The organism is Tautonia plasticadhaerens (genome assembly GCF_007752535.1).
Classification (GTDB): domain Bacteria; phylum Planctomycetota; class Planctomycetia; order Isosphaerales; family Isosphaeraceae; genus Tautonia; species Tautonia plasticadhaerens.
Genome location: NZ_CP036426.1, coordinates 6,045,508 through 6,057,966, shown reverse-complemented (window position 1 = coordinate 6,057,966; position 12,459 = coordinate 6,045,508). Strand labels below are relative to the sequence as shown.

Here is a 12,459-nt window from a genome sequence, read left to right as displayed (position 1 = left end):
GTCGGAAGGGCTCAGCGGGCCATCCGCTTGGCCTGCTCCTCGGCCTCCTCGACGGCGCCGACGTACAGGAAGGCGCTCTCGGGGAGGTGGTCCCACTTGCCGTCGCAGATTTCCTTGAAGCTCCGGATCGTCTCGGCCAGGGGCGTGTACTTGCCCGCCTTGCCGATGAAGACCTCGGCCACGAAGAACGGCTGCGAGAGGAATCGCTCGATGCGACGGGCGCGGTGGACGACGATCTTGTCCTCCTCCGACAGCTCGTCGATCCCGAGGATCGCGATGATGTCCCGGAGCTCCTTGTATCGCTGGAGGATCGACTGGACGCGGCGCGAGACCTCGTAGTGTTCCTCGCCGATGTACTGCGGGTCGAGGATCCGGCTGGTCGAGCCGAGCGGGTCGACGGCCGGGTAGATGCCCTTCTCGGAGATCGATCGGGAGAGCACGATGAAGGCGTCGAGGAAGCCGAAGGTCGTCGCCGGGGCGGGGTCGGTCAGGTCGTCTGCCGGCACGTAGACGGCCTGGACGGAGGTGATGGCGCCCTTGTTCGTCGAGGTGATCCGCTCCTGAAGGGCCCCCATCTCCGTGGCGAGGGTCGGCTGATAGCCCACGTTCGAGGGCATCCGGCCCAGCAGGGCGGAGACCTCGGAGCCGGCCTGGCTGAAGCGGAAGATGTTGTCGATGAACAACAGGGTCTCGGCGCCGGTGGCGTCACGGAACCACTCGGCGTTGGTAAGGGCCGAGAGGGCGACCCGGAGACGGGCGCCGGGCGGCTCGTTCATCTGGCCGAAGAACATGACCGTGCTGTCGATGACCGACTTGGCGTCGGCCCCGGTCCCGGTCTTGGTCTCCTGCATCTCGAGCCAGAGGTCGTTCCCCTCCCGGGTCCGCTCGCCGACCCCGGCGAACACGGCATAGCCGCTGTGCACCTTGGCGATCCGGGCGATCAGTTCCTGGAGGATCACCGTCTTGCCCAGCCCGGCACCGCCGAAGAGGCCGATCTTGCCGCCCCGGACGAAGGGCGTGAGCAGGTCGACGACCTTGATGCCCGTCTCGAAGACCTCGGTCTTCGGCGAGAGGGTGTCGAACGACGGGGCCGCTCGGTGGATCGGCCAGTACTCCTTGGCCGCGACCGGGCCCCGGCCGTCGATCGGTTTGCCCAGCAGATTGAAGACCCGGCCGAGGGTCTCGGTGCCGACCGGGACGCTCACCGGGCCGCCGGTGTCGACCACACCCATCCCCCTGACCAGGCCGTCGGTGCCGCCCAGGGCGACGCACCGGACGCGGTTGCCGCCGAGGTGCTGCTGGACCTCGCCGGTCAGCGACACCGTAACTCCCTTGACCTCGGCGTCGACGCGGAGGGCGTTGTAGATCTCGGGCAGGTGGCCCTCGGCGAACTCGGCGTCGAAGGTCGAGCCGATGATCTGGGTGATCCGTCCGGTGGCGGTGGCGGTGGCCATGGGGTGGGTCCTCGGGATGCGACTAGGCTCGGGGGGAGTGTCCGGGGTTCGTCCGGCGGGGCGTCACGGGCGCGTCGACGGGTGATCATTCCAGGGCGGCGGCGCCGCCGATGATCTCGGACAACTCCCGGGTGATCTGGGACTGCCGGGCGCGGTTGTACTGCCGGGTGAGGGTCTTGACCATCTCGTCGGCATTCTCGGTCGCCCCCCGCATGGCAATCATCCGCATGATCTGCTCGCTGACGGCCGCGTCGAGGAAACACTTGAACAGCCGGACCTTGAACGAGGCGGGGACGATCTCCTCGAGGATGCTCGCCGGGTCGGGGAGGAACTCGTAGGGGACGTGGGCCACCTTGCGGCCGGGGGCCGCCCCCTTCGCCGGATGCCGGGAGGTGTCCTCGCCGACCTGGGCGACCGTCATCGGCAGGAGCGTCTCGGTGACGGGGACTTGCCGGGAGGAGGAGAGGAACTTCGTGTAGACCACCTCCAACCTGTCGATCTCCCCGCGGAGGAACTGGCCGATGTACTGATTCGCCAGGACCTCGACCTCCTCGAACTGCGGGCGATCCTCGAACGTGGTGTAGGTCGTGTCGATCGGGATTCGACGGAACTTGAGGAAGGCGATGCCGCGCTTGCCGGAGACCTCGAGGTTGACCGGCCTGCCCGACTCCTGGTGCTCCTCGTAGTTCCGGGTCGCCATCCGGAGGACATTCCCGTTGTAGCTGCCGGCGAGTCCCCGATTGCTCGTGAGCACGAGCACGGCGACCCGGCGGACCGGAGCCCGTTCCTCCAGCAGCGGGTGCGAGACCTGGGAGGAGGTGCCGCGCAGGTCGGCCACGATCTCGGCGATCTTCCGGGTATAGGCCTCGGCCTGGGTGGCGCGGTCCAACGCCTTTCGGAAGCGGGCGGTGGCGATCAACTCCATCGTCCGCGTGATCTTCTTGATGTTCTGGACCGCCTTGCGGCGCTTGATTATCGCTCGGGCCTTGGCCATGGTCGGTGGCGTCTCGTCTCGGGGTGGGCCGGTTCCAACGGGCCGGGTGGTGGCGGGCCTTCGCCCGGGTGACCGAACCCGTCGACCCCCGGGGCACGTGCCCCCCGGCCCGTTGCCGGGCCGGGGACAGACGACCGGGGGTGGGACGGTCAACGCATGGGGATCGGATCAAACGGCGGCCGTGGCCGGGGTCCCGGCCTTCGGCAGCGGGTGTGCGGTCCGGAACCGGGTCTTGAACTCGTCCAGGGCCGCCCGGAGGCCGGAGACGACCTGGTCGGTCAACTTCTTGTCCTTGAGCAGGAGGTCCCGGACCTCCTTCTTCTCGGTCGAGACGAACCGGAGGAACTCGCGCTCGAAGAGCTGGACCTGGGAGTTGGTGATGTCGTCGAGGTAGCCCTCGGCGCCGGCGAAGATGCTCATGACCTGGTCGACCACGTGCATCGGCTGGTACTGGGGCTGCTTGAGCAGTTCGACCATCCGATACCCGCGGTCGAGCTGCTGCTGGGTGGCCTTGTCCAGCTCGGTGCCGATCTGGGCGAACGCCTCCAGCTCTCGGAAGGCGGCCAGGTCAAGGCGGAGGCCGCCGGCGACCTTCTTCATCGCCGGGATCTGAGCCTTGCCGCCCACCCGGGAGACGGAGATGCCCACGTCGACCGCGGGGCGGACGCCGGCGAAGAACAGGTCGGGCTGGAGGTAGATCTGGCCGTCGGTGATCGAGATCACGTTGGTCGGGATGTAGGCTGAGACTTCCCCCTCGAGCGTCTCGATCAGCGGCAGGGCCGTCAGCGAGCCGCCCGACTTGGCCGTCTTGGCGATCTTGTGGCCCGTCGCGTAATTCGCCTTCAGGTCGTGCTCGGCCTCCTCCTTCCCCGGGACGCCCACGTAGACCTTGCCGTTGACGGCCCAGGCGTCGGTGACCGGGTCGCTCGGAGTGTCGGTCGGGGCGCTCTCGGGGACGATGACGTAGCGCTCGGCCAGCTTCGCCGAGCGCTCCAGGAGGCTGGAGTGGATGTAGAAGACGTCCCCCGGGTAGGCTTCGCGGCCCGGCGGGCGGCGGAGCAGCAGGGAGAGCTCTCGGTACGCGACGGCCTGCTTGGAGAGGTCGTCGTAGACGCAGAGGGTGGCCATCCCCTGCTCGTACATGAAGTACTCGGCGATCGCGCAGCCGGCGTAAGGGGCGATGTGGGAGAGCGGGGCCGGGTCGCTGGCGCCGGCGGCGACGACGATCGTGTAGTCCATCGCCCCCTCCCGCCTGAGGATGTCGACGATCTGGGCGGTCGTCGACTCCTTCTGGGCGATGGCGACGTAGACGCAGATGACCCCCTGGCCCTTCTGATTGAGGATCGTGTCGAGGGCGACCGCGGTCTTGCCGGTCTTGCGGTCGCCGATGATCAGCTCACGCTGGCCTCGGCCGATCGGGATCATCGAGTCGATGGCCTTGATGCCGGTCTGCAGCGGCTCGTCCACCGGCTGACGCTCGGCGATGCCGGGTGCCGGGGAGAAGACCAGCCGGGTTCGGTCGGTCAGGATCGGGCCGGCGTCGTCGATCGGCTCGCCGAGCGGGTTGACCACGCGGCCGACCATGGCGTCGCCGACGGGGACGCTGAGCAGCTCGCCGGTGGCCGTGGCGACCTGACCCTCCTGGATCTGCTTGAAGTCGCCGAGGATGATCACGCCGACGGAGGACTCCTCCAGGTTCAGCGCCATCCCCCGGATGCCGTTCTCGAAGGCGACGACCTCGCCGGCCATGATGCCCGAGAGGCCGTGAATCCGGGCGATGCCGTCGCCGACTTCCAGGACCCGGCCGACCTCGACGCGGTCCACATCGGCCCGGAACTCCTGGATCTCCCGCTGGATGATGGAGGTGATCTCGTCGGATCGGAATTTCATGGGTCGACCTTGGAAGGGGGGGCTGGCTCGGGGGGCCGGGTGCTCGGCTGGGGCATGCCGCCGGCTCGGGTCACGTTTGGGGTGTTCGGTGACGGTCAGTCGGTCACGAGATCGGTCCGGCGGCGGATCTCCCCGGCCCGGCCTCGGGTCAGCTCGGCCCGGATTCGCCGCAGCCGGCCTCGGATCGAGGCGTCGAAGAGCTGGTCGCCCACCTGGACGACCAGTCCGCCGAGGATCTCGGGCTCGACCTCCTCGGAGAGCATCGGGGTCGCGCCCCCGGTCAGGGCGAGGAGACGATGCTTGAGCGACTCACGCTGGCTGTCGTCGAGGGGGACCGCCGTCTTGACGGCCACCGGCACGCGGTTGTTGCGCCGGTCCCAGATCGCCCGGGCCGTCACCGCGATCGCCGGGATCAGTCGGAGCCGGTTTCGGCGGTTGAGCACCCGGAGGAAGCGAAGGACCGTCGGGAGGGCCCGGCCCTCGAATGCCGAGGTCAAGAGCTGGTCTCGACGCTCCGGGTCGCTGATGCCGAAGCTCAAGAGGCGGGCGAACTCGGGCTGGTCCCGGAAGACGTCGGCAGAGAGTTCGTCCAGCTCGTCGAGGACGGCATCGGTCTCGCCCTGCGACTCGGCGGAGTTGAGCAGCGCCACGGCGTAGGTCCGGGCGATCTCGTCGGCACCTTCCTCGAGGGCGGTGCCGGTCACGTCGGGCGTGTGATGGGCGGTGCTGCTCATCTCAGGAGATGCCTCCGCGGCCGTCGGGTCCGACCGCCTGGAGTTCCAGCGAGGCGACGTCAATCAGCCGACGCTGCTCGTCGACGCCGATCTCCCGCTGGAGGATCCGGCCGGCGACGGTGACGGCCAGGTCGGCCGACTTCTCGTAGATCTCGGTGAGGGCCTGCTCCTTGGCCCCGGCGATCTCCCGGGAGGCGCGCTGGGCGGTGGCCTCGGCGTCGGCCCGCGCCTGGTCGAGCCGCTCCTGATAGGCGGCCTGCGCCTTGCGGTTGGCCTCCTCCATGATCTGGCGGACCTGGTCCTGGACCTGCTCCATCTGCTTGCGGTGCTGCTCCAGCAGCGAAGCGGCCTCGGCCCGGGCCTTCTCGGCGTCCTGGAACGCCGTTTCCAGCGTATGCTCCCGGTCGTGCAGGGCCTTGGAGAGCGGCCCCCAGGCGAACCGCCAGAGGACGGCCAGGAGGATCAGGAAGACGACGAGCGTGTAGACGGCCAGCGTGGGCTGGGGGGCGAGGATGTTGACGTCGTCCCCGCCGTGGGCGGCCTCGGCGCCTCCGCCGTGGGCCTCCTCGCCGGCGGCCGGGGTGTGGCCGGCCTCCGCGCCCGGGGCGGTCTCGTCCTGGGCGACGGCCGACGATCGGGGGCCGGCGATCAGGAGCAGCGTCAGGGTCATCAGAGTGAGGATCGACGGCCGGTGGGCCGGGGTCTTGCTCCGGAGCATCGCAGGGGGGCCTCGCGATCGGGTCGGTTCTCGGCGATCGGTTCGGGGCGACGGGGAGGGGGAGTTGGCGAGTACCGGACGACCCCCGGGGCGCCCGAAGGGTGGGGACGCCCCGGGCCGTCCGTCAGTACGCGGTCAGGATGAAGCCGATGATGATCAGCGCGAAGAACGTGACGCCCTCGATCAGCGCGGCCGAGATGATCATGGCCGTCTGGATGTTGCCGGCCAGCTCCGGCTGGCGGGCCATGCTCTCGACGGCCGATCGGGTCAGCCAGCCGATGCCGAGGCCGGCGCCGATGATCACCAGGCCGACGCCCATGGCCCGCGTGTCGTAGAAGGCGCCCTTGTTCGAGGCGGCGTTGGCGACCCGGGCGGCCTCGTCGGCGTCCGCGGCCTGGTAGGTGACGACCGGGGCGGAGTCCTGCTGGGCGAGGGCCGAGGCGGCGGGGATGAGCAGCACGGCGGCGAGGACCAGGGCCGGGGCGGCGATCTTCGCGATCGACATGGCGGGGAACACTCCGTAGGGGGATTGGGGTCGTTCGATCGAGGGCCTCGGGCACGGCGAACGCCCGCCGCCGGTCGGCCCGCCGGGGTTCGGGTACGGGTCAGTGGGAATGGACGGCCGAGCCGATGAACAGGGCAGACAGGAACGTGAAAATGTAGGCCTGCAGGAACGCGACGAAGAGCTCAAGCAGGCTCAGCAAGACCACGCCGCCGACGCTGGCGGCGATCACCGGCCCCTTGATGTAGAGGGCCGCCTGGCCCACCGTCAGGGCGAAACCGAGGATCACCGCCAGCACGATGTGGCCGGCCAGCATGTTCGCGAAGAGTCGCACCGAGAGCACGACGTGCCGGATCAGCAGGCCGGCCACCTCGATCACGAACATCAGCGGCACCAGCACGACCTTGAAGTAGACGGGCAAATCCATGTGAGGGATCAGGTTCTTGAAGAAGCCCGCCACCCCCATCTCCTCCACCCCGGCGACGATCACGGCGCAGAGGGTCATCAACGCCAGCACGGCCGTCACGTTGATGTTGCCGGTGGCCGAGGCCCCGCCGGGGATCATCCCCAGCAGGTTGCAGAAGAGCACGAAGAAGAAGATCGTCCAGAGGAACGGCAGGAAACGGTCGGCGTGGTGGCCCCCGATCGCCGGCCGGGCGATCTGGTCCCGGATGAACAGGACCATCGACTCGAACGTGTTCAGCAGGGGCCCCCTCGTCACGCGGTTCTTGGCCGCATGCCGAGCCAGGGGCACGAATACGGCGATCACGAGCACCGCGGCCAGTGCCTCCATCACCATGAAGCGCGTCACCTGGATTCCCTGGATCACCGGCAGCTCCAGTTCGCCGACGAACGGGAACTCCAGGGTCGGATGGTCGACCACGTGGTCCAGCGGGCTGTGGGCGTGTTCTTCAGCCATGGTCTTCGGTGAGGCTCGGGGAGGGGGCGATCGATCTCGGTCCGGGTCGCTCGGGGGCCGGGGTCACTCGCCCCGGCCCGGGTGCCGGCCGTGACCGGTCAGCAGGATCAGGTGGTAGAGCCCGGCGGCGAAGCCGAGGCAAGCGCCGATCAGCGTGGCGACCGGCGAACTCTCCCATCGGCGATCGAGCAGGTACCCGGCGAGCGTCGGGAGCGAGAACTCCAGGCCGATTGCCGTGATCCGGTAGGCCCAGGAGACGCCGACGGATAGGGGGCTCTGGGGCTGCTCGGGGGGCACGGCAGATTCCTGGCCCCGCCTCGCCCGGGGCTGCGGCCGCGTCGATCGCGGCAACGGGACCCGGGCGCCAAGCCTCCCGGTCGTAGGGACCGAGCTGGGCCCACGATCGTCCCGCCGATGAGGAACGGTGATACCGTGCCGCGGACGGCGCTGTCAACTCCCCAGGGGATGACTTTGAGAAATTTTTCACAAGAGGGACCGTGGCCCGGGAACCGGCGCCCGCGCAACTGTATCGAGGCGGTGCAACTGTCCGGCATCGGACAGTTGTCCCCAAATTTTCATTGACAGGGGATTGCCGTCCGTGGTATCACCACGGTAGCTGGAAGTTACGCCCGCGATCCCGCAGAGCGATGAGAGGGACCTGCCGATGGGCACAGGCTCGCTCCAGCACCGAATCGACAGGACGGGCGGCGTCTGATTCCCAGGTCGGGGGATCGGATGGCCGCCCTCGGTGTTTTCGGAGCGAACAGTCCATCGGGATCCGGTCTCGCGCCCATCGTACGCCGATCGTCTGGCGTCGATCGCCAGTCCGCAGTCCGGGAGGCACGGATTTCTCCGGATCGGCCCACTCACGGATGATGCCCGCGATGATCACGACGGGCCGCGGGGTCCCGCCCCGCGGCCCGGAGACGGAGTGGCCACAGATGACTGTCGAGACGCTCAAGGACTGCAATAAGAAGGAGCTGGCCCGGATGGCGAAGGACCGGGGGATCCCCGGTTGGCACGCGATGCGGAAGGACCAGCTCGTTCGAGCCCTCACCGCCGCCACGGCCCCTCCGCCCTCACCATCCCGCAAGGTCGGCACTCGGAAGCAGCATACGTCCGAGGTCAAGGGGCGAGACGCCCGCCGCCGGGCCCGCCCCATGGCGGCGACTGAGGACGAGGCGTCCTCGGCCCTCACCCCGCCCCGGACGCTCGACCACGGTTGCGTGAAGGACCGGATCATCACCTCGGTCCGGGACCCCTACTGGCTGCACACCTACTGGGAACTCAGCCGGGCCACCCTCGGCCGGGCCCAGGCCGCCATGGGCCAGGAGTGGCACACCGCCCGGCCGATCCTCCGCGTGATGGACGTGACCAGCGAGGACACCACTTCGAACGCCGAGCGGGCGGTCCGCGACATCCCGATTCACGGCGGGGTGAACAACTGGTACATCGACGTCTGCGACCCCCCGCGGTCCTATCGCATCGACATCGGCTACCTCTCCCGGCAGGGGCGGTTCTTCGTCCTCGCCCGGTCGAATGTCGTGACCACCCCCAGGGCCGGCTGCTCCGACCTGCTCGACGAGCACTGGGCGAGCGTCGATGCCCAGTACCAGACCATCTTCAAGCAGTCGCTCCACGGCGGCTCGGCCTCCCGGGATCTGCAGGAAATCTTCGAGGAACGGTTGCGGCGGCCGATGAACCCGCTGAACTTCTCCAGCCTCGGCACCGGCGCCCTGCATAACGGATCCTGCGGCCGGGACTTCCACTTCGAGATCGATGCCGAGCTGATCGTCTACGGTACGACCGAGCCCAACGCGAAGGTCACCCTCCAGGGCGAGCCGGTGAAACTCCGGCCCGACGGCTCCTTCTCCGTCCGCTTCAGCCTCCCGGATAGTCGCCAGATCATCCCGGCCGTCTCCTCCAGCCCCGACGGGGTCGAGGAGCGGACGATCGTCTTGGCCGTCGAGCGGAATACCAAGGAGCTCGAGCCGATGATCCACGACGGCAACGAACTCTGATCGACCCGGCCACCCCGGCCCTCCTCCCCAGCGAACGCCGCGCCTCCACCCCCGAAGGGGGGGGCGCGGCGTTCTCGTTTGTCGAGACGCCATCACGGACATACACTTCGATCAGTCGCCCCCGGGACCGGGACCGGATCGAGGCCGGGCCTGTCCCGACCCGCTCGGCCGCCGGGGGACCTGGAGGTTCGACCCTTGAGCAGGGACATCACGCCGATCCTGGCCGGATGGGACCACGACCCCGACGAGTTCCAGGTCCGGATCGTCTCGGGCCTAGACGGCCGGGACAAGCTGCAGATGAGACTCGACCTCGGGCTGCTCCAGATGGAGCTTTCCGGGAGGCCCGACGGCGACCGACCCTTCGGGGTCGAGTCGCTCCTGGACTTCCACGAGTCCCGGGCCCGGGAATTCGACTCGGACGGGGAGCCCTACGGCCTGGATGCCTCGGATTGCGAGGAGTTGATGCGGGAGGGCATCCAGTACTACCACCGCTACGTCGCCCTGTTCCACCTCGGCCGATACGACCTCGTCGCCCGGGACACCGAGCGGAACCTGAAGCTCTTCGACTTCGTCCGGTCCCACGCGGCCCGGGACCGGGACAAGGCGGCCTTCGACCAGTACCGCCCCTATGTCACGATGATGCGGGCCAGGGCCCTGGCCCAGCAGGCCGTCGATCGGGGCGCCCACCGCGACGCGATGCGACGGATCGACGAGGGGATCACCGCGATCAAGGCCTTCTACCGCGAGCACAAGCAGCAGGAGAAGCTCGCCGGTTGCCAGGAGCTGATCCTCCTGAGAGAGTTGCGCCGGGAGATCGATCGCGGCCGGGAGGTCGACCCGGTCGAGCGGCTCGACGACCAGCTCCGCAACGCGGTCGCCAGGGAAGATTATGAAGAAGCGGCGCGGATCCGGGATCAGATTCGTCGCCTCCAGGACGGGGTCGCCGCCAGCCGATCGGATCCCGACCCCTCCCCTTGAAGCCAGGGCGGCCCGGTGCTACAGTTCACTTGTCCGGTTCGCCGGGCCCTCTGCCATGTTCGCGAGGGGCGTCGCTATTTGGAGAACCAACGCTAAACCCGTAGGGGCCCGAACGATCCCTCGGCCTGGCCAGCGGATCTGAGCGCCCCACTTGAACTGCGGGTTCTCAAAACCGCCCCGGACGGCATTTCGGTGGAGGACTTACCATCGAGCCCGTTCCTCGCCTCTTCTTCAAAGCGGCGGGGGCCGGGCTCCTGGTCTAGCCACCCCGAGGGTCGCCATCGTGTCCAACGCCGACCCGGCCCGAGGGGCGAAGCGGAGGCTCCGACGCGAGGTCGTGGGCCGGATCCTGGCGATGGATCCCACCGATCGGCGACGGGAGGAGGAGGCGCTCGGACGGCTCTTCCCGGGGCTCCCCGGCCTCGACTCGGCCGAAGTATTGCTGCTGTACCTCGCCCACCTGCCCGAGGAGTTCGAGACTCGGGGCATGGTTCAATGGGCTCGGGAGCAGGGCAAGGCGGTCGCCTGCCCCCGGGTCGACCGGGAGGCCCGCCTGCTCCGCCTGCACCTCGTGGAGGACCTGGAACGTGACCTTGAGCCGGGGCCGTTCGGGATCCCCGAGCCGTCCCCGGGGACCTCGGTCGTCGAGCCGGGTGCCGTCGACTGGGCCCTCGTCCCCGGGATCGCGTTCGACCCCCGAGGGTATCGGATCGGCCGGGGGGCCGGCTATTACGACCGGCTCCTCCCCACCCTCCGCCCCGAGGCACCCCGATACTCGCTGGTCCTCGATCTCCAGTGGATCGACCAGGTCCCGGACGAGCCGCACGACCAGCGGGTCGACGGCGTCGTTGGAGTGGCCCGTCGCTCCCTGCTCCCTCGGGGTCCTCGGTGACCGGCCATCGGATCACCGAGGACACCGATCGATCTCGCCGGTTCATTCGGACGAGACGACCTCGAACTGGGGAGGCGAGGCGTAGGCTCGGAAGGCCCGGCCGATGTCGGACTGTTCGGTGTCGCCCTCGTGCAGGATCACCCGATAACGGAACCGGATCGACTTGCCCGCGGGGATGGTATGGGCTCCTTCCCCGCCGCCGTACTTGAAGTCGCCGTAGCCGAACGGGTTGGCCGCGAAGAGGCCGTAGTCCCGGACGTGCCAGGTGGTCGGGTATCGGAAGCTGTCGGGGTGATTGAGGATCGCCACGCCGAGCGTCTCGCCCCCGACCGGCCCGGCGTAATCGACCCAGGGGGAGGCCTTGCCCCAGGCGTCCAAATCGGTGATCCCCTCGGCGTTGGTGATCCGGCCCCCGGTCTCATTCCTCACGTTCATGCTCGATGCCAGGCGGAGGCCGAACATGCCCTCCTTCGTGTCGCCGAAGGTGACGGGGCCGTCACCGGCATTGATGGTCACGTCGAAGTCGATGATCCGGGCGCCTTCAGTGTCGTAGGTCCGCCAGGAACGATCGTCGGTGCAGAGGAGGTCTCCGGTCGGGGACTTCCAGGCGTTGCTGGTCCGGATGATGCCGACCACCGGTCCCTCGACCACCGTCGGGCGATCGGCCTCCTCGATCGTCCCGAACTTCGGGTTCGGGCGATTCAGGGGGTCGGAGGCCCAGAAATCCGTCCCGTCCACATCGCCGTGGGTGAACCAGAACGATCGCTGGTGGGGGTGGTCGCGGTCCTCGCCCTCGACGTCGGCCATGGGATAGGCCCGGGTGATCGGGGAGCCGGTCGGCCCGATCACGGGGTAGAAGTATGGCTTCGGGCCGTCGTCCCCCCGGTAGACGGTGAAGAGTTCGCCGTCGATGGTCACGCGGAGGTCTCGGCCCTCGGGTTCGATCCGGACGCCCTCGTCCGCCCCCGACGAGGCGGGGTCGGCGTGGGCGAGCTCGAACTCCGCGACCTCGTCGGCACCGAGGGACGGCAGGACCGCGGCGATCGCCGTCAGCTCGCCGTCTCGGACGACCTGGGCGGCGATCGTCGGACCGCCTCCGTCGGCCCTTCGGAGCAGGAACGGACCGGGTTCGAGGTCTGGGGCGTCGACCGGGGCGAACACGGGGGTCTCCCCGAGGTCGAGCCCGATACCCCGGATGACCAGCTTGGGCTCGCCGGCGATCGCGGCCGGGGAGGCGAGCGCGACCAGCAGCACGGGCGCCCATCGAAGGCGACAAACCATGGAGATCCTCCGAGATCCGGACGGGATGGGGTGGGAGGTCCGGGGCCTCGGGTCCCGGACGTGGCCGGGGGCCGGC

General features: G+C 69.0%; 12 protein-coding genes. 3 read left to right on the top strand and 9 right to left on the bottom strand.

Annotation, left to right across the window (positions count from 1 at the left end):
• Positions 1-11: 11 nt before the first annotated feature.
• The 8 genes from atpD to ElP_RS38595 form a co-directional block, all read right to left on the bottom strand.
• Positions 12-1,454, bottom strand: a complete 1,443-nt coding sequence (gene atpD, locus ElP_RS24310) for a F0F1 ATP synthase subunit beta (protein ID WP_145274267.1) — start codon at positions 1,452-1,454, stop codon at positions 12-14.
• An 85-nt stretch (positions 1,455-1,539) separates the two neighbouring features.
• Positions 1,540-2,448, bottom strand: a complete 909-nt coding sequence (gene atpG / locus ElP_RS24305) for an ATP synthase F1 subunit gamma (protein WP_145274264.1) — start codon at positions 2,446-2,448, stop codon at positions 1,540-1,542.
• 168 nt (positions 2,449-2,616) lie between these two features.
• Positions 2,617-4,338: a F0F1 ATP synthase subunit alpha gene (gene atpA / locus ElP_RS24300; RefSeq protein ID WP_145274261.1), complete on the bottom strand. Its 1,722-nt coding sequence runs from the start codon at positions 4,336-4,338 to the stop codon at positions 2,617-2,619.
• Positions 4,339-4,433: 95 nt separating this feature from the next.
• A complete protein-coding gene (gene atpH, locus ElP_RS24295) occupies positions 4,434-5,072 on the bottom strand; it encodes an ATP synthase F1 subunit delta (RefSeq protein WP_145274259.1) in 639 nt (212 codons plus the stop codon).
• A 1-nt stretch (position 5,073) separates the two neighbouring features.
• Complete coding sequence (atpF, locus tag ElP_RS24290) at positions 5,074-5,790, bottom strand: F0F1 ATP synthase subunit B (RefSeq protein WP_145274256.1); 717 nt, start codon at positions 5,788-5,790, stop codon at positions 5,074-5,076.
• Between the two features lie 124 nt (positions 5,791-5,914).
• Positions 5,915-6,295, bottom strand: a complete 381-nt coding sequence (gene atpE, locus ElP_RS39970) for an ATP synthase F0 subunit C (RefSeq protein ID WP_231749243.1) — start codon at positions 6,293-6,295, stop codon at positions 5,915-5,917.
• Positions 6,296-6,395: 100 nt separating this feature from the next.
• Positions 6,396-7,211: a F0F1 ATP synthase subunit A gene (gene atpB, locus ElP_RS24280; protein WP_145274253.1), complete on the bottom strand. Its 816-nt coding sequence runs from the start codon at positions 7,209-7,211 to the stop codon at positions 6,396-6,398.
• Between the two features lie 63 nt (positions 7,212-7,274).
• Entirely contained in the window at positions 7,275-7,508 is a 234-nt protein-coding gene (locus ElP_RS38595) for an AtpZ/AtpI family protein (RefSeq protein ID WP_197446332.1), read from the bottom strand.
• A gap of 644 nt (positions 7,509-8,152) precedes the next feature.
• On the opposite strand from ElP_RS38595, the gene ElP_RS24270 reads away from it, so the two are divergent.
• The 3 genes from ElP_RS24270 (at position 8,153) to ElP_RS24260 (ending at position 11,102) form a co-directional block, all read left to right on the top strand.
• Positions 8,153-9,232: a DUF4912 domain-containing protein gene (locus ElP_RS24270; RefSeq protein ID WP_145274247.1), complete on the top strand. Its 1,080-nt coding sequence runs from the start codon at positions 8,153-8,155 to the stop codon at positions 9,230-9,232.
• A 195-nt stretch (positions 9,233-9,427) separates the two neighbouring features.
• The gene (locus ElP_RS24265; RefSeq protein ID WP_145274244.1) at positions 9,428-10,210 is read left to right on the top strand and encodes a UvrB/UvrC motif-containing protein; all 783 of its coding nucleotides are present in this window, start codon (positions 9,428-9,430) and stop codon (positions 10,208-10,210) included.
• 283 nt (positions 10,211-10,493) lie between these two features.
• Positions 10,494-11,102 carry a 5-formyltetrahydrofolate cyclo-ligase gene (locus tag ElP_RS24260; RefSeq protein ID WP_145274241.1) on the top strand — a complete coding sequence of 203 codons (609 nt, stop codon included), beginning with the start codon at positions 10,494-10,496 and terminating at the stop codon, positions 11,100-11,102.
• 42 nt (positions 11,103-11,144) lie between these two features.
• Here ElP_RS24260 and ElP_RS24255 read toward each other — a convergent pair whose 3' ends face one another.
• Positions 11,145-12,383 (bottom strand): DUF6807 domain-containing protein, encoded by a 1,239-nt coding sequence (locus ElP_RS24255; RefSeq protein WP_145274238.1) that lies wholly within the window; start codon positions 12,381-12,383, stop codon positions 11,145-11,147.
• Positions 12,384-12,459 lie beyond the last annotated feature (76 nt).

Excerpts from the sequence above, each read along its gene's own strand:
- atpD (WP_145274267.1), bottom strand. The coding sequence starts at position 1,454 with ATGGCCACCGCCACCGCCACCGGACGGATCACCCAGATCATCGGCTCG.
- atpG (WP_145274264.1), bottom strand. The coding sequence starts at position 2,448 with ATGGCCAAGGCCCGAGCGATAATCAAGCGCCGCAAGGCGGTCCAGAAC.
- atpA (WP_145274261.1), bottom strand. The coding sequence starts at position 4,338 with ATGAAATTCCGATCCGACGAGATCACCTCCATCATCCAGCGGGAGATC.
- atpH (WP_145274259.1), bottom strand. The coding sequence starts at position 5,072 with ATGAGCAGCACCGCCCATCACACGCCCGACGTGACCGGCACCGCCCTC.
- atpF (WP_145274256.1), bottom strand. The coding sequence starts at position 5,790 with ATGCTCCGGAGCAAGACCCCGGCCCACCGGCCGTCGATCCTCACTCTG.
- atpE (WP_231749243.1), bottom strand. The coding sequence starts at position 6,295 with ATGTCGATCGCGAAGATCGCCGCCCCGGCCCTGGTCCTCGCCGCCGTG.
- atpB (WP_145274253.1), bottom strand. The coding sequence starts at position 7,211 with ATGGCTGAAGAACACGCCCACAGCCCGCTGGACCACGTGGTCGACCAT.
- ElP_RS24270 (WP_145274247.1), top strand. The coding sequence starts at position 8,153 with ATGACTGTCGAGACGCTCAAGGACTGCAATAAGAAGGAGCTGGCCCGG.
- ElP_RS24255 (WP_145274238.1), bottom strand. The coding sequence starts at position 12,383 with ATGGTTTGTCGCCTTCGATGGGCGCCCGTGCTGCTGGTCGCGCTCGCC.